Raw genomic sequence first — 20,813 nt, 5'->3', positions numbered from 1 at the left:
AAGGAGAAGGACTGCGTGGAAATTTACGAAAACGATAACGAACAGGTTGATGCAGTAAAACGCTTCTTTGCTGAAAACGGCAAAGCGCTAGTGGTTGGTGTCGTATTAGGTATTGGCGCACTGGTTGGTTGGCGTTACTGGAACGGTCATCAGGTTGAAAGCTCGATGGCTTCTTCTCTCGAATATCAAACTGTGACAGATGCTGTGCGTGCCGATCAACCTGCAACACTGAGTGCTGCAGAGAAATTCGCTGCCAGCACAAAGAATACATATGGTGCTTTAGCGTCGTTGGAATTGGCTCAGAAGTATGCTGATAACAATGATCTGGCGAAAGCGGCAGCTCAATTGCAGCAAGGCCTGAGCAGCACCAGCGATGCAAATTTGCAGGCGCTGATCAACGCACGTCTGGCACGTATTCAAATACAACAAAAGCAATCTGATGCGGCGCTGAAAACCCTCGACAGCATTAAAGGCGAAGGTTGGGTAGCGATTGTTGCTGATTTGCGCGGTGAAGCGCTGCTCAGCAAAGGGGACAAGCAAGGTGCACGCGATGCGTGGAGCAAAGGCTCACAAACTGATGCTTCTCCAGCCCTGCGCGAAATGATGCAGATGAAAATTAATAATTTGTCGAGCTAAGAGGGACCCGATGCAATTGCGTAAACTACTTGTACCAGGGCTGATTTCTCTGACGCTGCTCAGCGGTTGTTCACTGTTTAGCGGTGAAGAAGACGTGGTAAAGATGTCTCCACTGCCGACAGTTGAAAACCAGTTTGAACCTGAAAAATCATGGAGTACTTCCGTTGGTAGCGGTATTGGTGATTTCTATTCCAATCTGCATCCAGCATGGCAGGACGGCAATATTTATGCCGCAGACCGCCGTGGTACCGTTAAAGCCGTTAACGCGGATGATGGTAAAGAAGTCTGGTCTGTTGATCTGTCTGAAAAGACAAACTTCTACTCCAGCAACCTGCCAGCACTGCTTTCTGGTGGTGTAACAGTTGATGGTGCACACGTATACATTGGGAGTGAGAAAGCGCAGGTTTATGCGCTTAACACCTCTGATGGTAGTATTGCGTGGCAAAGTAAAGCTGCAGGCGAAGTCCTTTCTCGTCCTGTGGTCAGCGACGGTGTAGTTCTGGTTCACACCAGCAATGGCCAGCTTCAGGCATTTGATGAAACTGATGGTGCAGTGAAATGGACCGTCAACCTGGATATGCCAGCACTTTCTCTGCGCGGTGAATCTGCACCGGCAGTAGCGTTTGGTGCTGCGATTGTCGGCGGTGATAACGGTCGCGTTAGCGCTGTGTTAATGAAGCAAGGTCAGCTTATTTGGCAACAGCGTATCTCTCAGGCAACCGGTGCTACCGAAATTGACCGTTTGAGCGATGTTGATACCACACCTGTCATTGTTAATGGTGTGGTCTATGCTCTGGCATATAACGGTAACCTGACTGCACTGGACTTACGTTCAGGTCAGGTGATGTGGAAACGTGAACTGGGTTCAGTAAACGACTTCATCGTTGATGCGAATCGTATTTTCCTTGTCGATCAGAATGACCGCGTTGTGGCTCTGAATGCTGATGGCGGTGTAACGCTGTGGACGCAAAGCGACCTGCTGCACCGTAATCTGACCTCTCCTGTTCTGTACAACGGTTATCTGGTTGTAGGTGACAGCGAAGGGTATATGCACTGGATCAATGCCGACGATGGCCGCTTTGTTGCTCAACAAAAAGTGGACAGTTCTGGCTTCCAGACTGAGCCAGTTGTTGCCAGCGACAAGCTGTTGATTCAGGCGAAAGACGGTACGTTGTACGCTATCAAGCGTTAAATTTGCCTGAAGTATTTTTAAGTGCGAAACGGTTCCGGTAGTCCAGGAGCCGTTTCCTGTTTTTAGAAACGATGTGATTTGACGTCGTTTTAAGATGAATTTTGAGTTATGAGGTTTTAATCATGGTACCTGTGGTTGCGCTTGTCGGGCGCCCTAATGTCGGAAAATCCACGTTGTTTAACCGCTTGACGCGTACCCGAGATGCGCTGGTCGCGGATTTCCCGGGGCTGACTCGCGACCGCAAGTATGGTCGTGCTGAAGTGGAAGGTCGCGAATTTATCGCTATTGATACCGGTGGTATTGATGGCACGGAAGACGGCGTTGAAACGCATATGGCGGCACAATCGTTGTTGGCGATTGAAGAAGCCGATGTCGTGCTGTTTATGGTTGATGCGCGTGCAGGCCTGATGCCTGCCGATGAAGCTATTGCTAAACACCTGCGCTCACGTCAGAAACCTACCTTCCTGGTAGCGAATAAAACTGATGGTATGGACCCTGACCAGGCGGTTATTGATTTCTACTCTCTGGGTTTAGGTGAGATTCACCCTATTGCTGCTTCTCATGGCCGTGGCGTGACAACCCTGCTTGAACACGTTCTGATTCCTTTCATTGACGAAAAAAATCCGCGTGAGCCGGAAGAAGAAATTGATGAAGATGCAGCCTATTGGGCTGCATTCAATGCTAAACATGGCATTGTGTCTGAAGATGACGAGATGGAAGAAGAAGAGGAAGAAGAAGCCTTCAACCCTATCGATTTACCCATCAAGCTGGCGATTGTTGGCCGTCCGAACGTAGGTAAGTCAACGCTTACTAACCGTATTCTTGGCGAAGACCGCGTTGTGGTTTACGACATGCCGGGCACTACCCGTGACAGCATCTACATCCCAATGGAACGTGATGAGCGCGAATTCATTCTTATCGACACCGCAGGTGTACGTAAGCGTGGGAAAATCACTGAAACCGTTGAGAAATTCTCGGTAATCAAAACGCTGCAAGCGATTGAAGATGCCAACGTTGTATTGCTGGTAATTGATGCTCGTGAAGGTATTTCCGATCAGGATCTCTCTCTGCTCGGCTTTATCCTGAATAGTGGGCGCTCACTGGTAATTGTGGTCAACAAGTGGGATGGTCTGAGCAACGAAGTCAGAGAGCAAGTTAAAGAGACCCTGGATTACCGTCTTGGTTTTATCGACTTTGCTCGCGTTCATTTTATCTCTGCGCTGCACGGTAGCGGTGTAGGCAACTTGTTTGAGTCTGTTCGTGAAGCGTATGACAGTTCTACTCGTCGCGTAAGCACGGCGTTACTGACTCGTATCATGTCTATGGCTGCTGAAGATCACCAGCCACCGTTGGTACGTGGCCGTCGCGTTAAGCTGAAATATGCTCACGCCGGTGGTTATAACCCACCAATCGTTGTGATTCACGGTAACCAGGTAAAAGACCTGCCAGACTCCTACAAACGCTATCTGATGAACTACTTCCGCAAATCGCTGGATGTAATGGGTACGCCAATTCGTATTCAGTTCAAAGAAGGGGAGAACCCGTTTGCCAACAAACGTAACACCCTGACGCCGAACCAGATGCGTAAACGTCAGCGCTTGATTAAACACATCAAGAAAAGCAAATAATTTGTTGCGGAGATAACCGCTTACGAAAAGTAAAAACCCGGTTTTCACACCGGGTTTTTTTATAACCGTTATTCCTTAATTTGATACTTACTTTGCAGTTCACTCAAACGCTGTTGATAAGAGTCTGCAAGGCATGCGTTTTTATCGTCTTCCTTCCAGCACTCATTTCTTCCTTTAATCCATCCACGCTGCTCGGCTTTAAGCGTTGAATTATTATGGGATTTTACCAGCGCCTGTTTGTAGGTTTCGGTCAATTTAAGATCCATTGCTGATAGCGTGGAGCTTTGGCAGATAAGATCTTCCATGCTGCCTTTAGTTACCGCAGCACAAGAAAATGATGGGCCAGCTTTGGCTGGGGTTTTCTTCTGTGCAGTAGGCGCAAAACTCACTTCATCCTCGGCTAAACAGACCCCATGGATACGGTTCGGGCCTGTGAAAGAAATGTCAGGATTACCTTCTGTTGAACGCACAATACTGATAACCGTTTTTCCACTGGTTGCTTCCCAGTAGGATGGGCTGCTCTGTTTAACCGTTGCTTTTTTGCCATCAACCCAAACGCCACCATTGCCGTCGCTGTAGACGCCAGTAGTTTTCCCACAGCTAAAATTGAATGCCTGTGGCGGAGCGGCGAATGAAGCCAGAGGAAGTAGGGCAAGTGCAATGAGAGTGTACTTTTTCATGATCAAACCTTAGGTCAAAGCAGTGATATTTTACTAACGATTATAATATAAAAAGTAAAATATAATAAGGTCTCATATAATTGTGGTTCTATAACTCATACAATATAAAATCCCACAAAGAAATATCACTTTGTTATTAATGAAACGATAATGCATTCATAACAAAAAATATAAAAATGATGCATTATCTATATCCTTTCTAAACGAGCGGCTTTTAATCACCTGAAAGCTTGCATCATCAAACCTCTCTATGTATTACTTAATAAAAGAGAACACATTAGCGAACAATCAAAATGTTAAAGTCAACACTTGGTCTGATGAAATATGTTGTGATTTTGTTTTTTTCTTTATTTTCATTTATTGTCAGGTCAGATGATTCGATAACTAATATTAAAAATAATCACAGCATTACTTTTTCCTATTTGGAGGGTGAGTTTCCATTTTCCTACACACTGGCAGGTAAACCCACGGGTATAGCTATTGATTTATGCAAAAGCGTGGCTGAACATCTTGGGAAGGCATTGGGGGGAAAGCCACTGGAGATTCATTGGATTAAAGTATCTCCAGCCGCACGTTTCCAGTCACTGCTGACTCATAAATCTGATGTTGAATGTTCTAACATAACCAATACCAGTGATCGAAGGCAATTTCTATTATTTTCAATACCTTATTTTTATGCTTCTACAGCATTTATTTCACATAAAGAGGATCACCTCGGCAGCATCAAAATGTTGTCCGGCCATACTATTTTTGTCACTTCCGGTGATATCGCCGTGGAGGCTGTAGCAAAGTTAAATGTTAGGTTAGGTTATTCGCTTTTTACCCATCTTTCTCAATCGGCAGTATCGGGGTTTGAGGAGATGAAAGTGACTAATAATTCTGTATTTGTTGCTGATGATGTTTTGCTGTATTCGCTCAAGGCTGCAAGTGCAAAACCGGGTTGCTATAATATCTCCCAGGATAATCTTATTGCTGCACAACCATTTGCATTAGCGTTGCCCCGTCAATCAATTACGCTGCAAAAAGCAGTTAATAATGCAATGATGGAAATGTTTTTTACTAACGAATTTGACAAGATTTATAACAAATGGTTTTTATCGCCAGTACCACCGGATAACATTTTAATTAATATGCCGATGCCAGCTCGATTGAAGCAGGAAATAGCGAAATGGAACGTTCAATATCCGTCGCTGGCCCATAAAAAACTATTCTAAACCGATAAGCGGCTTAATTCTCTGCTGCAAGGCGGGGTTATCGCTTTCATCTTTCAGTTTTACACCAGTTAAACGGCGCAAAAATGCTTGCTCTAGTAACCAGGCGAGTTTAAATGCGCCAGCACAATGACTCAGCCCTTCTGGGCGAATATTAGAAATACAGTTGCGTTCTGACTCCAGTCGTTTGCGCTCTGGTTTCCACGTCAGATACACGCCCAAACTATCAGGCGATGAAAGTCCGGGGCGCTCGCCAATCAGCATTGCTACGGCTTTGCAATTTAGTATCTCACCAATATCATCTCCAAGTGCAACACGCGCCTGATGCGCCAGTACGACTGGGGAAAGCGTAAGCCCAAGCGTTTTTACATAGGGCAGAAGTTCACGAATTAACGCAACAGATTGACGGTGGACCGCATGAGAAGAAAGCCCGTCACCAATCACCAGCAACAGGTCGTAACTTCCAATATTGCTGGTTAGTAGCGTATTCCGACTTCCATCACTCAACTGGCGACCTAAATCGGGCCGGTTCAAATAGATGTGTCTGTCTTCAGCTGCACTCTTAACTGTTAAGGTCATTAGGCCCAATTCGGCTAATTCGTTGCTGATCTCATCACTATGGAATGGTTGATGAACTGCGTCCCTGGCCTGCGCGTGAGCAAGGCCAAAATTCAGCACTTCTTTGGTTGGCAGACTTGCGCCACTGCGTCCAAGTGCGATGCGTGCATCGGTGAACTCCCGCAGCAATGTCCAGGCATCTGAATTCATAAGTTTACCCCTTGAGGGAGAGCGGCTAGCAGTGGATGGTTGATCCCGTTTAAGCGAAGCTGCCCATGAGTATCAATGATCTGCATACGGATCAGCCATTCGGCGAACTCAGGTGCATGTTTAAGTCCCAACAAGCGGCGGACATACAGGGCGTCGTGGAATGAAGTGCTTTGATAGTTGAGCATGATGTCATCAGCACCCGGCACACCGATTAAAAAGGTGAGCCCGGCGTTGCATAGCAGAGTAAGCAAGGTATCCATATCATCCTGGTCCGCTTCGGCGTGATTGGTGTAGCAAACATCACAACCCAACGGCAGCCCCATCAACTTGCCACAAAAATGATCCTCCAGGCCGGCACGAATAATTTGTTTACCGTCATACAGATATTCAGGGCCAATAAATCCTACGACTGTGTTTACCAGCAACGGATTGAAATGACGTGCGACAGAATAGGCGCGGGCTTCGCAAGTTTGCTGATCAACACCATGATGCGCATTAGAAGACAGACAACTGCCCTGGCCGGTTTCGAAATACATCACGTTATTGCCGAGCGTACCGCGATTTAAACTTAACGCTGCATCGTAAGCCTCTTGCAACAGCGCCAGATTAATTCCAAAACCACTGTTGGCGGCTTCGGTTCCCGCTACAGACTGAAAAACTAAATCTACGGGGGAACCACGTTCAATCAGCTGCAATGTGTTAGTCACATGAGTTAATACGCAAGATTGAGTCGGAATGGCAAAACGGTTGATGATGTCATCCATCATGTAGTTCAGTCGTTCAAGCACGGGCAGGCTATCGCTTGCCGGATTAATACCCACCACCGCATCACCTGCACCGTACAGCAATCCATCGAGCATACTGGCAGCTATGCCTTTCAAATCATCGGTTGGGTGATTGGGTTGCAAACGTACGCTGAGCCGGCCGGGTAATCCGATGGTATTGCGAAATTTTGTCGTCACCTGGCATTTGCTCGCTGCCAGGATCAAATCCTGGTTGCGCATCAACTTACTTACTGCTGCTGCCATTTCCGGTGTGATGCCTTTTGCGACGCTGCGTAAGGTCTCGCTATCGGTGGTGTCATCAAGCAGCCAGTCACGAAAATCACCTACGGTTAAATGGCTGATGGTCTTGAAAGCAGTTTTATCGTGAGTATCAATAATCAGGCGGGTGACTTCGTCATCTTCGTAGGCAATTAGCGGGTTATCGAGAATTTCACGCAATGGTACGTCAGCCAACGCTATTTTTGCGGCCATCCGCTCTTCAGCTGATTCTGCTGCGATTCCTGCCAGGTTATCCCCGGATCTCGCCGGGGATGCTTTAGCCATTAGCGCCTTGAGGCTGGCGAACCGATAACTGCGATGCGCCAGAGTGGTGTTATACATTTCTCCTCCTCAGGAGATTGCCCGAAGTTGTGGATCCAATGCCGCACGCTCTCGTGCACTCGCTGTGGTTTTGAACCAGATATAACCTGCCAGCATCATGGCGGCGAAAATCATCGCCAGTAATGTGTTGTAGTATACCATCGCAGCCAGACACAAGACGGCCATCGCCAGGGCAAAGGCAGGGGCAAACGGGAAGAGTGGGGCTCTGAAAGGGCGGATGAGATTTGGCTCGCTGCGGCGCAATTTAAACAGTGCCGCCATCGATGTGATGTACATAACAATCGCGCCAAATACGGACATTGTTACAATACAGGCGGTGAGCGGCATTCCACTGATGGTGATAAGTGAGTCAGAGAAAATAGCTGCGATTCCCACAACACCGCCCGCAAGAATTGCCAGCGTCGGCGTGCGAGTCCGGCTATTAAGTTTGGCGAGACTTGCAGGTAGATAGCCCGCTCGTGCCAGAGAATAAATTTGGCGGGAATAGCCCATAATAATGCCGTGGAACGAGGCAACTAAGCCGAACAATCCCAGCCAAACCAACATATGCAACCAACCGCTGTTACTGCCAACCACCACTTTCATTGCCTGCGGTAGCGGGTCGTTAATGTTAGCTAGCGTACGCCAGTCGCCGACGCCGCCAGCGAAAACCATCACGCCAATGGCCAGAACAGTCAGAGTGATAATACCGCCGCCAAGTGCGCGTGGAATGGTGCGTTGTGGGTCTTTTGCTTCTTCTGCCGCCATTGAAGCGCCTTCAATGGCGAGGAAAAACCAGATAGCAAAGGGAATTGCGGCAAACATCCCAGGTAATGCCAGCTCGCTGAAACTATTTGAGCCAGCCCAGCCATTGGCCGTGAAATTCTCCCAAGAGAAACCCGGTGCTACCACGCCCATAAATACCAGCAACTCGAAGATAGCCAGCAGCGTGACAATTAATTCAAAGGTGGCGGCAATACCGACGCCAAGAATATTGAGGATCATAAAGATGAGATACGCGCCGCAGGCTATCCACTTAGGATCAATCGCCGGGAATTGAACATTGAGATAGGCGCCAATTGCCATGGCAATGGCGGGCGGTGCGAAAACAAATTCGATAAGCGTCGCGAAACCAGCAATGAATCCTCCGGTAGGCCCAAATGCCCGGTAAGCGTAAGCAAACGGCCCACCGGCATGAGGAATTGCCGTAGTCAGTTCGGTGAAGCTAAAGATAAACGCGCAGTACATTGCGGCAATCGCGATTGCGACAATCAGGAACCCCATCGTTCCCGCCTGAGCCCAGCCATAACTCCAGCCGAAATACTCCCCGGATATCACCAGCCCTACAGCAATTCCCCAAAGACGGAAGCTGCCCAGTGTTCTTTTTAGTGTTGTTGTTTGCGTTGTCATTATTTACTGCCTCGCCATTAGTCACAGTATTTGTAAGGCGATGCAAACAGGATGCCAGAATATAAAATTAAAATTAATCATATAGATAGTGATGTCTGGATGAACAAGACGGGAAGTGTTGAAGTGTGTTGCACTGTTTTGGGGTGCGATATTGTTACATTTGGGAGAGTAGGCGACAAAGAGCGTTAATGATGCTTATTCGCCTGTTTGTCTTTATCATCGAAGACAACAGGCTCAGGCTTTCATAGAAGTGTTGTAAGGAGTGATGATGGAAATTAAATGCCCAGTGTGTGAACAACTGCTACAGCAAACAGACTCAGGTGCGCACTGCGAAAGATGCCAGCAGGAATTTCACCTGGAGGCCCGCTGCCCGGATTGCCACAAACCGTTGGAAGTCTTAAAAGCTTGTGGGGCCGTCGACTATTTCTGCCAGAACAGCCACGGGCTGATTTCAAAAAAACGCGTCGAATTCGTGCCCGTTGCTAACTAAGTTCTAACTTTTCGCCGCAATTTTACGTTTGCGAACAGGTTTCATCGGTGTAATGCCGGTGACCTGGCTTTCCACCCAGCCATCTTCAAGGCGCGTAGTGAGCATATCCCCGGAATGCACCTGTTTGGTTTTCTTCAGCACTTTGCCGTCTGTCGCCGTTGTTACGCTATAGCCACGAGCGAGCGTTGCCAGCGGGCTGACAGCTTCAAGTTGCGCGATAGCGGTGCCAAAGCGCTGCCGGGTATTGTTCAACTGTGCGGTAACAACCTGCGATAAACGATATTCAAGCTGTTGCAGGCGAGTCTGCGCACGATGGATTCTTGGCTGCGGTTGTTGCTGATTCAAACGCTGCATTAGGCGTTGCTGCAGTTGGGTACCGCGGCGCAGCTTTGTGTCCATCGCGGCATTCAGGCGCTGTTGCAGGCGCTCAAGCGCGGTTTGTTGACGTGCTAAACGCAGTTGCGGATGTTGCTGTTGTAAACGGTGATACAAACGAGTGAAACGCTGCGTGCGTTGGGCGAGATAGTAATCCATCGCCATTTCCATACGCTGCTGATGGGACTGAATCTGGCGCAACAATTCAAGCTGGTTACGGCTGATAATCTCTGCCGCAGCGGATGGCGTGGGTGCACGAACATCTGCCACAAAATCGGCGATCGTGACGTCAGTTTCATGCCCTACGGCGCTAACGACCGGGATCTTACTTGCGAAAATAGCCCTGGCAACGCGCTCATCGTTAAAGCTCCACAAGTCTTCCAACGAACCGCCACCGCGCCCAACAATCAGCACGTCACACTCTTTGCGCAGGTTCGCAAGTTCTATGGCGCGAACAATTTGCATCGGCGCATCGTTACCCTGTACCGCAGTCGGGTAAATAATGACCGGCAGCGAGGGATCGCGACGTTTTAGCACATGCAAAATATCATGCAGTGCAGCACCGGTTTTTGACGTGATGATGCCAACCTGACGTGCAGGCGTCGGCAATGGCTGCTTGTGAATTTGGTCGAACAAACCTTCAACGGTGAGGCGCTGTTTTAATTCTTCATATTGCTGCTGCAACAGCCCTTCACCGGCAGGCTGCATACTTTCAACGATTATCTGGTAATCACCACGCGGTTCGTAAAGCGTGATGGTGGCACGCACCAAAACCTGCTGCCCATGTTGCGGGCGGAAAGTCACTCGCCGATTACTGTTGCGAAACATTGCTCCGCGAATCTGAGCTGTATCGTCTTTAAGTGTGAAGTACCAGTGACCGGAAGCCGGTTGGGTAAAGTTGGAAATTTCACCGCTGATCCAGACTTGCCCCATCTCTTGTTCCAGCAGCATGCGGACCGTCTGATTCAGACGGCTGACGGTAAAAATTGAAGGGGAATTTATCGATGACATGTGAGCCAGATCAAATTTTAAATCAGCGGGTTATTCGGTCAATAGTATCTTCCATATCGTACTTGGCAAGGAGTTTTCTGAAAAAAGTGTGGATGCAATCGATTCCGCTCTGTATAATGCCGCGGCAATATTTTATCTGTTCTCATTCACCCCAGGTTGAGATATTGCCATGCTACGAATCGCTAAAGAAGCACTGACGTTTGATGACGTTCTCCTCGTTCCAGCTCACTCTACAGTTCTGCCTAACACGGCCGATCTCAGCACCCAACTGACCAAAACTATTCGTTTGAATATCCCTATGCTGTCCGCAGCCATGGATACCGTAACGGAAGCCCGTCTGGCCATTGCATTGGCTCAGGAAGGTGGACTTGGTTTCATTCACAAAAACATGTCGATTGAACGCCAGGCTTCTGAAGTCAAACGCGTGAAAAAACACGAAAGTGGTGTTGTTACTGACCCACAGACCGTGTTGCCGACAACCACCCTGCACGAAATTAAAGAACTCACCGAGCGTAACGGCTTTGCGGGTTACCCTGTCGTGACCGAAGGTAACGAACTGGTTGGTATTATTACTGGCCGTGATATTCGTTTCGTTACCGACCTGAGCCAGCCTGTTAGCGTGTACATGACTCCGAAAGAGCGTCTGGTTACCGTGAAAGAAGGCGAAGCGCGTGATGTCGTGTTATCCAAGATGCACGAAAAACGTGTTGAGAAAGCGCTGGTTGTAGACAGCAATTTCCATCTGCTCGGCATGATCACCGTAAAAGACTTCCAGAAAGCAGAACGTAAACCTAACGCCTGTAAGGACGACCAGGGCCGTCTGCGTGTTGGGGCAGCCGTTGGCGCAGGTGCAGGCAACGAAGAGCGTATCGACGCTCTGGTGGCCGCTGGTGTCGATGTTTTACTGATTGACTCCTCTCATGGCCATTCCGAAGGTGTTCTGCAACGTATTCGTGATACTCGTGCTAAATATCCTGACCTGCAAATCATCGGCGGTAACGTCGCGACTGCTGCTGGCGCTCGCGCTCTGGCTGATGCCGGTGTGAGTGCGGTTAAAGTGGGTATCGGTCCAGGTTCAATCTGTACCACTCGTATCGTTACCGGCGTAGGTGTTCCGCAAATTACTGCGGTTGCTGATGCTGTTGAAGCACTGGAAGGGACGGGCATTCCTGTTATCGCTGACGGCGGTATTCGTTTCTCTGGTGATATTGCTAAAGCTATCGCTGCTGGTGCATCTGCGGTAATGGTTGGCGGCATGTTGGCAGGGACTGAAGAATCTCCAGGTGAAATCGAACTTTACCAGGGCCGTTCTTTCAAATCCTACCGCGGTATGGGTTCTCTGGGCGCGATGTCCAAAGGCTCTTCTGACCGTTACTTCCAGACTGACAACGCAGCCGACAAACTGGTACCGGAAGGTATCGAAGGTCGCGTGGCGTACAAAGGTCACCTGAAAGCGATCGTTCATCAGCAGATGGGGGGCCTGCGTTCCTGTATGGGCCTGACCGGCTGTGCTACCATCGACGACCTGCGTACCAAAGCGGAATTTGTACGCATCAGTGGTGCGGGCATTCAGGAAAGTCATGTGCACGATGTGACGATCACTAAAGAGTCCCCAAATTACCGCATGGGCTCTTAATTCTTTTCGACCTGATTGCTCGTCATACTTCGAGCTGCAAATGCGTTGGCTGCACTCGCTCACCCCAGTCACTTACTTTTGTAAGCTCCTGGGGATTCACGAGCTTGCCGCCTTTTTGCAACTCGAATTATTTAGAGCCAATGTTTAGGGCGATTTACTTTATCTGTTTCACTTGCCTCGGAATAAGCGTCAATGACGGAAAATATCCATAAACATCGCATACTTATCCTTGATTTCGGTTCTCAGTACACCCAACTGGTTGCGCGCCGTGTGCGTGAGTTGGGCGTCTACTGTGAGCTGTGGGCATGGGATGTCACGGAAGCACAGATTCGTGAATTCAATCCAAGCGGTATCATCCTTTCTGGTGGCCCGGAAAGTACTACTGAGCTGAATAGCCCACGCGCTCCTGAATATGTCTTTACCGCTGGCGTGCCTGTATTTGGCGTGTGCTACGGCATGCAGACCATGGCGATGCAGCTTGGTGGCCATGTTGAAGGCTCCAACGAACGTGAGTTCGGTTACGCGCAAGTTGAAGTGAAAACTGACAGCGCGCTGGTTCGTGGTATTGAAGACTCCCTGAGTGCAGATGGTAAGCCACTGCTGGATGTCTGGATGAGCCACGGCGATAAAGTCACCGCGATCCCTTCGGACTTCGTGACCGTTGCCAGTACTGAGACTTGCCCGTTTGCAATTATGGCAAACGAAGAAAAACGTTTTTATGGCGTGCAGTTCCACCCGGAAGTGACTCATACCCGCCAGGGTCAACGTCTGCTGGAGCGTTTTGTTCTGGATATCTGCGGCTGCGAAGCGCTGTGGACTCCGGCAAAAATTATCGAAGATGCGATTGTTCGCCTGCGTGAACAAGTCGGCAACGACAAGGTGATTCTTGGCCTGTCCGGTGGCGTGGATTCTTCCGTTACCGCAATGCTGCTGCACCGTGCCATTGGTGACCGTCTGACTTGCGTGTTCGTAGATAACGGCCTGCTGCGTTTGAATGAAGCAGAGCAAGTGATGGATATGTTTGGCGACCACTTCGGCCTGAACATCATTCACGTTAAAGGCGAAGAGCGTTTCCTGTCCGCGTTGAAAGGCGAGAACGATCCAGAAGCGAAACGTAAAATCATCGGCCGTGTGTTCGTTGAAGTGTTCGATGAAGAAGCACTGAAACTGGAAGATGTGAAGTGGTTGGCTCAGGGCACCATTTACCCTGACGTTATCGAATCAGCGGCTTCTGCCACCGGTAAAGCACACGTCATCAAATCTCACCACAACGTGGGCGGCTTGCCGAAAGAGATGAAGATGGGGCTGGTTGAGCCGTTGCGTGAACTGTTCAAAGACGAAGTGCGTAAAATCGGCCTGGAACTCGGCCTGCCTTACGACATGCTGTACCGTCATCCGTTCCCGGGCCCAGGCCTTGGCGTGCGTGTGCTGGGCGAAGTGAAGAAAGAGTATTGCGACTTGCTGCGTCGTGCTGATGCGATCTTTATTGAAGAACTGCACAAAGCAGATCTCTACAACAAAGTGAGCCAGGCGTTCACCGTGTTCCTGCCGGTGCGCTCTGTTGGCGTGATGGGCGATGGCCGTAAATACGATTGGGTTGTCTCACTGCGTGCAGTAGAAACCATCGACTTTATGACCGCACATTGGGCACACCTGCCATACGATTTCCTTGGCCGTGTTTCCAACCGCATTATCAACGAAGTTAACGGCATTTCCCGCGTGGTTTACGATATTTCTGGCAAACCGCCAGCAACTATCGAGTGGGAATAATCAGTCGTTAGGTAACAATAATAACTGTCGTTTCTTCATTGAATTAAAGCCCATTTTTAATGGGCTTTTTTTATGGTGCAGTCTGGCTGAGTCGAGTGTGCAGCCAGGGGAGCAGCTGTTTTTTGCGACTTAACATTCCGGCGATGGTAACGGGCGCGTTATCGGCAAGTGCCGGGCCAGTAAAATAGAGCCTTGAACACTCCGTGCTGATATCGGTCAGCATCAATACAACCAACCCGGCCCCTGATGTGATGACCCGCTGTTCCATGGCTGATTTAAGCTCATCAATCAGCGGCTCCGCCTGCTCAAGAGAATATAATTCGAGTTGTGCGGCGAGGACTTTATTCCCCAAAATATCGAACATTTTACTGTCTTTGTTGAGCAACTCATCCGCGCTCAAGCCGATGATATCTGTCTTGGCCGTCAGCAAATCACGAATGAAATCCTCACGCTCAATTTTTGCGAGAGCACAGAGCTCATCAACGGCCAGGTGGTCGTCTTCAGTGGTGGTCGGTGATCGAAGTGCGACGGTATCACTTAATACGGCACCCAATAGCAAAATGGCTTCACCAGGGGATATCTCACGGCGATGAGCGGGAACCATCAACTGCCATAACAATGTCGCACTGCTGCCGACAGGTTTAATCCAGACTTCAGGAGGGAGTTGGGTGATCAGGCCGCCAAGACGGTGGTGGTCGATAATTCCGACGACATTGCTTTCATTGAGCGAGGCCGGCCCTTGTGCGGGTTCGGTGAAATCAACCAGCCAGACATCTTTGCCGGCAAGAGAATCATTAAGCAGTGGTGGGGGCGTCAGGTCAGCATGGCGGAAAATGTAGGCTGTTTCTCTATTTAACTCACCGAGGCGAAACGCCTGAGCATGTTGCCCTTTAATCGTTAGCCAACGCGCAGCCACATAGGCCGTGCAGATGGTATCGCTGTCCGGATTTAAATGGCCAAAGACATGTATCATTTAATCTCTCCTGCTCACAATTCTATGTGCTTCGCGGCTTAAGCTAAAATTCGTTCTGCCCAGACGCTTATATCATCACCGCTGCCGAGGTCGGCCTGCACCAGGCCATTCACCATGAAGGTCGGTGAAACATGAATCCCATTCTGGCGGGCATATTTACTGTGCCACTTAATATCATTCTGCAATGCCGGATGAGCAAATGCCTGCGCCAACTGCACGCCGCTATAACGTTCGATACGGTCAATAATCTGCTGCGGAGTAGCATCCATATTTGGCCCGCTGCAATGATCGGTAAACTCAAATTCTTCACGATGATCGGCAACGGCTTGCATCACTTTAAGCGCCGCTTCCCGGCCTTCTGGCAGGGTGGATGCCGCCAGAATACAGCGCACAATCACACCTGAAAACATGTGCCATGGTTGCGACTGAAGGCGAATTTTCACCGTGACGTTATCTTCACCCACTTTTTCCAACAGTGCGCCGAGCTTATTGAACGCGCGAACTGAGAATGGGCAGGTCGGCTCAAGAAAAACTTCAAATGTACGTGGACCATGACCCAAGACAAGTGGCTGGGCATTCGGTTTATCGTTTTGACTCATAGCGATCCCTTTATTGTGTTTTCAGCATTGGTATGCGAAACAACTTATCAGATATTGAACGGATTTATACTTCGTCTGAAGACCAAACCGGATAGTCGGTATAACCCGCTTCTTTGCCGCCAAACAGTGCGGCGTGATTGCTAATAGGTGCCAGCGGCAAGTTTTCCTCAAGGCGGCGCGGGAAATCAGGGTTGGCAACAAACGGGCGTCCAAAAGCAACTAAATCGACGATACCTGCCGCCAGATACTTTTCTGCTTTCTCCTGGGTGTAATTCCCCGCCACGATAATGGCACCGCTGAAAGTCGCCCGTAGTGTTTCACGGAATTCATACGGCACCTGAGGTGCGTCATCCCAGTCGGCTTCCGCCAGATGGATAAAGGCAATGCCTTTTTGCTCACACCATGCCGCCAGTGCCAGAATCGCTTCGATGGCCTGCGGGTCGTCCATTCCACGCTGAGTAATAAACGGAGCCAGGCGAATACCGGTTTTGTCGGCACCAATGGCATCGCTAATGGCTTCCAGCACTTCTTGCGCAAAACGCACGCGGTTCGCCAGGCTACCGCCGTATTCGTCGGTGCGTTTGTTGGAGCTGCGGCGCAGGAACTGGTCAATCAAATATCCGTTGCCACCATGAACTTCTACGCCGTCGAAACCGGCGTCAATGGCATTGAGCGCCGCCTGGCGATAATCGGCAATCACCTGGCCAATATCGTCGTGCGTTAATTCGCGCGGAACGGGGCAGTCCACCATTCGACCTTTGCCGTCTTCGCCCACGACCCAAACTTGTGCATCCGGCGCTAATGCTGAGGGCGCGACCGGCTTGCCGTCCGCATGGAAACTTTCATGGGACATGCGGCCAACGTGCCACAGCTGCGAGAAGATTTTCCCGCCCACCTGATGAACCGCATCCGTCACCAGGCGCCAGCCGGTAATCTGCTCCGGAGAGTGGATACCCGGCGTCCAGGAATAACCCTGACCTTGTGGCGAAATTTGCGTGGCTTCGGTAATGATAAGTCCGGCACTTGCACGTTGTTGGTAATACTTTGCCATCATCGCGGTAGGGATATTACCTGGCTGCGCGGAACGAGAACGCGTCATTGGCGCCATAACAATACGGCTACGGGTTTCAACTGATCCTACACGAGAGGCCTCAAACAGGTGACGTGATTTCATTTATTCGACTCCGAGATAATTATGACGCCTTGACTTTACGTCCTGCTTGCCGTTTTGATAATGGCATTGAAATCTGATTATCTATTCAGGAAATTAGAATAATGGGTAAGCTCGAAGATATGACCCTGCTAGTTGCCGTGGTTGATGCCGGTGGGCTGGCGGCAGCGGGTAGGCGGATGAATTTGTCGCCTGCGACCATGACTGCGCGACTAAAAGCATTAGAGGAACGCTATCAGACGCGCTTTTTTAACCGTTCAACACGGGCCATTGCATTGACTCGTAGCGGTGAAGAGTTTTACTACGCCGCTCTGCGTGTGCTTGAGGAAGTGGAATTGGCCGAATCGAAACTGATGCAGAAAGAGGGCATTCTGAGCGGCACGTTACGGATTGCAGCACCGTCTGATTTTGGGCGTCAGTACTTATCACCTGCGTTACTCGATTTTTCTCGCCAGCATCCGGAAGTTAAAAGTTCGTTGTATCTGAGCGAAGATGTGGTGGATCTGATCTCTTTGCGGCTCGATATGAGCATTCGCTTTGGTAACCTGCCGGACAGCAATCTGGTAACGAAAGTCATCAGGCAGAACTATCGCGTGCTGGTGGCATCTCCGGCTTACCTTCATACCCATGGGGAACCGCATTCAGTGCAAGATCTGGCCGGACATCGCTGCCTGGTGATGGAGCGTCGTGGAACGCTGATGAATGAATGGCGCTTTGAGGCTGAAGGGGAAATGCAAAGTGCACGCGTTACACCTGCCATGGTGTGCGATGACGGTGCACTTTTGCGCCAGTGGGTGCTGGCCGGGGCCGGTATTGCCAGTAAATCCTGGTGGGATGTTAAACGCGATGTTGAACAAGGGCGGCTGAAAGTGTTGTTGGCAGACAGTTTCATTGGCTTTAGCAGGCACGACAAAAAACAGGTGGGGCTACAGTTTGTTTACCCGCAGCGCCGCTTTCAGCCATTACAGGTTTCCATGTTCAGCGAATTTTTCATCAACTGGTTGGATAATGAATAAATCGGCCGGGTAATAGGCGTGACAAATCCCACTGGCGGTTATCAGTGTTATAATTTTTAATTAAAATAAGGCGTTACCGGTTAGTGCTATCCACTGACAGGCTACTTTGTTGTGCTTCTACTTTGTCCTGATGATGGTACCAGGCACCGATGGCAGAATAGACAAAACGGCCGAAAAGGAAGAGAAAACTGATGAGCAGAATAATGCGGGTCATACGATTGTTAAACTTATGTCGTCTTCGCATACTCGTAACCTGTGTCACGCAAATGATCCTTGATGTTTACCCGTCAACCGCGGGCGACGGTGATATTTATACACAGTGATGCCCCAAGGTCAATTCCGGGTCATCGGTGAATAACGTACTAAATCATTTCTCCCTGTTATATAAACATTTCTTAATATTAGTTGATTAGTATATCTACAGTTATTTTTGTGAATTATTCACTATTGGACTTTAATCTCCATCAAGAAATTGATTTAGATCATCTTCGTAACTCAATCCCTAACTAGAATCTGCACTCTATTCCATAGCGATATGGTTTTATCGGCCAGGTTGGAAGCCTGTTCGAAACTTACCCGAGCTGGACGACAGGGTTCTTGGCGATAACTAATGTATCTGGCAAGCTGGTATAACAAGTATAAAAATCAATGGTGGGCACTGCCTCTGGTGCTGCCGAGTCTACTTTTCCCTATAGCCGAATGGTGTAATGCCAATACCGTCATGGACGGAGGGCGCGTATTCCTCGTCTATATGCCACTTGGGTTAATGACAGCGTTTTTGATGGTTTTCGGTTGGGCAGCACTGCCGGGAATTATTATTGCGTTACTCCTCCGATATGTCCCTCTAAAAGGTGAAATTGCTGCATTACTGGCAGTAGTTCACTTTATCGTCCCTATCACGATTAGTTGGGGTGGCTACCGTATTTTCGTTCCACGGCGTGGCTCAGTGATGTTTGGTGCTATCAAACTTACAGCTCAACGCATGCTGTGGTTGGTGTTAGTTAACGCTGCAACATTTCTAGTTATTTACCAGATAGGGGTTTTCTTCGGTTGGTATGATGTATCCAACAATATCGGTGCAGAAAACCCTCTCCACACCCGGACACTCATTAATTTTCAGGCGGTGCTGATTGGTTGTTTGACGGGGATGCCTTTCTTTTACTCCGTCATTCGTATGTTCCGAAATCCACGTTTTATGTTTTCATTTTTCTCGCGGATGAAAGCTCAAATGCAGTCGGGCGTGACCAAAGTCGAGATTACGCTATGGGCTGTGTTGGTCATCGTACTGGTAAGCCTGCTGTTATTGCCCTTCAATGATTTCAGCACCATTTTCACAACGGATTACACATTAACGCTGATTCTACCGCTAATGTTGTGGGGAGCGATGCGCTTTGGTTTTCTGTTTATCACCACGTCATGGACGGTGATATTGACGATCCTGTGCAGCGGTTTTCATAACTATTTGCCGCCATATATGGGCTTTCAACTCCATCTGGCCATTGCCTCATCCTGTTATGCTGTGTTTTCTATCACCATATACTTGATGGCTGTTGTCACCACTCGTCAGCGTTTTTTGCATAGCAAGGCGCGCCGTGTTGCTTTTATCGACCCCATCGTTCAAATGCCCAATTTGCGCGCGCTTAATCGTGACTTATCTCGTTATCCTTGTTCAGCGCTGGCTTTTCTACGCGTGCCTGAACTTGAGCTTTTAGGTCGTAATTACGGGGTGCAACTTCGTATTCAATACAAGCAGCAACTCAATGAATATCTGAATCCGATATTAACCGCCAGCGAACGTGTCTATCACTTGTCTGGGCATGAGCTGGCTGTTCGGTTGAACTATGACTCTTATCATGAGCGTATCGACGCCCTTGACCATCGTGTTAAGCAGTTCCGCTTTATGTGGGATGGTATGCCGATGCAGCCACAAGTGGGTATCAGCTTTTGTTATGTACGCCAGCCTGTCACCCATATTTACTTCCTGCTAGGCGAGCTCAGCACCATGGCTGATTTGTCACTTTCGACATCAAAGCCTGAAAGCTTGCAGCAGCAAGGCACAAACCAAGTGCAGAATGCGGTGAGAAAGAAAGTGGAGATGATGAACCGCCTGCAAGTCGCCATTGATTCAGGGAATTTCATCTTGATGGCGCAACGTATTGAAGGGATTCGTGGCGACTCTTACCATGAAATCTTGCTACGCATGAAAGGGGATAACGAAGGGGATGCGATGTTTATGCCCGATGCGTTTTTGCCTGTGGCACATGAGTTTGGCTTGTCTTCTAAAATCGATAAATGGGTATTAGAAGCGACGCTTAAGTTTATGAATAATTATCGTAAACAGCTTCCTGGTAGCCGTTTCTCAATTAACCTCACCCCCGCTTCTGTAGGGCGTTTGCAGTTTGCGAGCGAAGTGAAACGTCTACTGGAGCGTTACAAAATTGAACCCTGGCAGCTTATTTTCGAAGTCACCGAAAGCAACTCATTAACCAATCTTGAGCAAGCTAACGCGACCTTGACTATGTTGCAAAATATGGGCTGTCGGATTGCTATTGATGATTTTGGTACGGGATATGCCAGTTATGCGCGGCTGAAAGATATTAGCGCGGATATCCTGAAAATTGACGGTAGTTTTATCCGGAATGTCCTGACCAGTAGTCTGGATTATCAAATTGTTGATTCAATCTGCCAGTTGGCACGGATGAAAAAGATGCAGTTGGTTGCCGAGTATGTTGAAAGCGAGGCGGTCAAAGCAGCGGTGCAAAGTCTGGGGATTGATTACATACAAGGGTATTTGGTTGGACGACCACTTTTGCTTGAGAAGCTTGTCATTCAGGAAAATCGAGATACCGAGTAACCAAACGCCCTGATGGGCGTTTGGTTGTG

General features: G+C 49.0%; 18 protein-coding genes. 9 read left to right on the top strand and 9 right to left on the bottom strand.

The window, feature by feature from the left end:
- Positions 1-15: 15 nt before the first annotated feature.
- From LVQ76_RS18135 to der, 3 genes are all read left to right on the top strand, one after another.
- Positions 16-636: a YfgM family protein gene (locus LVQ76_RS18135; RefSeq protein ID WP_232866110.1), complete on the top strand. Its 621-nt coding sequence runs from the start codon at positions 16-18 to the stop codon at positions 634-636.
- Between the two features lie 10 nt (positions 637-646).
- Positions 647-1,828, top strand: coding sequence for an outer membrane protein assembly factor BamB (gene bamB / locus LVQ76_RS18130; RefSeq protein ID WP_232866112.1), 1,182 nt, complete (start codon positions 647-649; stop codon positions 1,826-1,828).
- A gap of 122 nt (positions 1,829-1,950) precedes the next feature.
- A complete protein-coding gene (gene der, locus LVQ76_RS18125) occupies positions 1,951-3,456 on the top strand; it encodes a ribosome biogenesis GTPase Der (protein WP_232866114.1) in 1,506 nt (501 codons plus the stop codon).
- Positions 3,457-3,524: 68 nt separating this feature from the next.
- On the opposite strand, the gene LVQ76_RS18120 is transcribed toward der, so the two are convergent.
- Positions 3,525-4,136 carry a lysozyme inhibitor LprI family protein gene (locus tag LVQ76_RS18120; protein ID WP_232866115.1) on the bottom strand — a complete coding sequence of 204 codons (612 nt, stop codon included), beginning with the start codon at positions 4,134-4,136 and terminating at the stop codon, positions 3,525-3,527.
- A gap of 293 nt (positions 4,137-4,429) precedes the next feature.
- On the opposite strand from LVQ76_RS18120, the gene LVQ76_RS18115 reads away from it, so the two are divergent.
- Entirely contained in the window at positions 4,430-5,350 is a 921-nt protein-coding gene (locus LVQ76_RS18115; RefSeq protein ID WP_232922197.1) for a transporter substrate-binding domain-containing protein, read from the top strand.
- Here the strand turns inward: LVQ76_RS18115 and eutC are convergent.
- Genes eutC through eat form a run of 3 tightly spaced genes read right to left on the bottom strand, consistent with a single transcriptional unit; the run spans position 5,342 to position 8,889 of the window.
- Positions 5,342-6,115, bottom strand: coding sequence for an ethanolamine ammonia-lyase subunit EutC (gene eutC, locus LVQ76_RS18110; RefSeq protein WP_232922196.1), 774 nt, complete (start codon positions 6,113-6,115; stop codon positions 5,342-5,344). The two genes, LVQ76_RS18115 and eutC, sit on opposite strands and share 9 nt — an antisense overlap.
- On the bottom strand, positions 6,112-7,500 hold the full coding sequence (locus LVQ76_RS18105; RefSeq protein WP_232922195.1) for an ethanolamine ammonia-lyase subunit EutB: 1,389 nt from the start codon (positions 7,498-7,500) through the stop codon (positions 6,112-6,114). Before LVQ76_RS18105 ends, eutC begins: the two co-directional genes overlap by 4 nt.
- A 9-nt stretch (positions 7,501-7,509) precedes the next feature.
- On the bottom strand, positions 7,510-8,889 hold the full coding sequence (eat, locus tag LVQ76_RS18100; protein ID WP_232922194.1) for an ethanolamine permease: 1,380 nt from the start codon (positions 8,887-8,889) through the stop codon (positions 7,510-7,512).
- 268 nt (positions 8,890-9,157) lie between these two features.
- On the opposite strand from eat, the gene LVQ76_RS18095 reads away from it, so the two are divergent.
- The gene (locus tag LVQ76_RS18095) at positions 9,158-9,379 is read left to right on the top strand and encodes a zinc ribbon domain-containing protein (RefSeq protein ID WP_232922193.1); all 222 of its coding nucleotides are present in this window, start codon (positions 9,158-9,160) and stop codon (positions 9,377-9,379) included.
- 3 nt (positions 9,380-9,382) lie between these two features.
- Here the strand turns inward: LVQ76_RS18095 and xseA are convergent, their stop codons facing one another.
- On the bottom strand, positions 9,383-10,765 hold the full coding sequence (gene xseA / locus LVQ76_RS18090) for an exodeoxyribonuclease VII large subunit (protein ID WP_232922192.1): 1,383 nt from the start codon (positions 10,763-10,765) through the stop codon (positions 9,383-9,385).
- Positions 10,766-10,934: 169 nt separating this feature from the next.
- Between xseA and guaB the strand changes: the two genes are divergently transcribed.
- Together guaB and guaA are read left to right on the top strand one after the other, a co-directional pair.
- Positions 10,935-12,401 carry an IMP dehydrogenase gene (gene guaB / locus LVQ76_RS18085; protein WP_151995780.1) on the top strand — a complete coding sequence of 489 codons (1,467 nt, stop codon included), beginning with the start codon at positions 10,935-10,937 and terminating at the stop codon, positions 12,399-12,401.
- Positions 12,402-12,593: 192 nt separating this feature from the next.
- On the top strand, positions 12,594-14,171 hold the full coding sequence (guaA, locus tag LVQ76_RS18080) for a glutamine-hydrolyzing GMP synthase (RefSeq protein WP_064513022.1): 1,578 nt from the start codon (positions 12,594-12,596) through the stop codon (positions 14,169-14,171).
- A gap of 70 nt (positions 14,172-14,241) precedes the next feature.
- Here guaA and LVQ76_RS18075 read toward each other — a convergent pair whose 3' ends face one another.
- From LVQ76_RS18075 to LVQ76_RS18065, 3 genes are all read right to left on the bottom strand, one after another.
- A complete protein-coding gene (locus tag LVQ76_RS18075; RefSeq protein WP_232922191.1) occupies positions 14,242-15,144 on the bottom strand; it encodes a DHHA2 domain-containing protein in 903 nt (300 codons plus the stop codon).
- 38 nt (positions 15,145-15,182) lie between these two features.
- The gene (locus LVQ76_RS18070; RefSeq protein ID WP_232866124.1) at positions 15,183-15,743 is read right to left on the bottom strand and encodes a DsbA family protein; all 561 of its coding nucleotides are present in this window, start codon (positions 15,741-15,743) and stop codon (positions 15,183-15,185) included.
- Between the two features lie 64 nt (positions 15,744-15,807).
- Positions 15,808-16,917: an alkene reductase gene (locus LVQ76_RS18065; protein WP_232866126.1), complete on the bottom strand. Its 1,110-nt coding sequence runs from the start codon at positions 16,915-16,917 to the stop codon at positions 15,808-15,810.
- Positions 16,918-17,018: 101 nt separating this feature from the next.
- Here LVQ76_RS18065 and LVQ76_RS18060 point away from each other — a divergent pair, with 101 nt between their 5' ends.
- Positions 17,019-17,930 (top strand): LysR family transcriptional regulator, encoded by a 912-nt coding sequence (locus LVQ76_RS18060; protein WP_134184977.1) that lies wholly within the window; start codon positions 17,019-17,021, stop codon positions 17,928-17,930.
- 73 nt (positions 17,931-18,003) lie between these two features.
- Here LVQ76_RS18060 and LVQ76_RS18055 read toward each other — a convergent pair whose 3' ends face one another.
- A complete protein-coding gene (locus LVQ76_RS18055) occupies positions 18,004-18,192 on the bottom strand; it encodes a YfgG family protein (protein WP_072009456.1) in 189 nt (62 codons plus the stop codon).
- Between the two features lie 348 nt (positions 18,193-18,540).
- Here LVQ76_RS18055 and LVQ76_RS18050 point away from each other — a divergent pair, with 348 nt between their 5' ends.
- Complete coding sequence (locus LVQ76_RS18050; protein WP_232922190.1) at positions 18,541-20,784, top strand: sensor domain-containing phosphodiesterase; 2,244 nt, start codon at positions 18,541-18,543, stop codon at positions 20,782-20,784.
- Positions 20,785-20,813 lie beyond the last annotated feature (29 nt).

The sequence above is a fragment of the Buttiauxella cochleicola genome, from assembly GCF_021283185.1.
GTDB lineage: Bacteria > Pseudomonadota > Gammaproteobacteria > Enterobacterales > Enterobacteriaceae > Buttiauxella > Buttiauxella massiliensis.
Note: the sequence above shows the minus strand (reverse complement) of the source record. Positions and strands in the feature narration are given on the sequence as shown.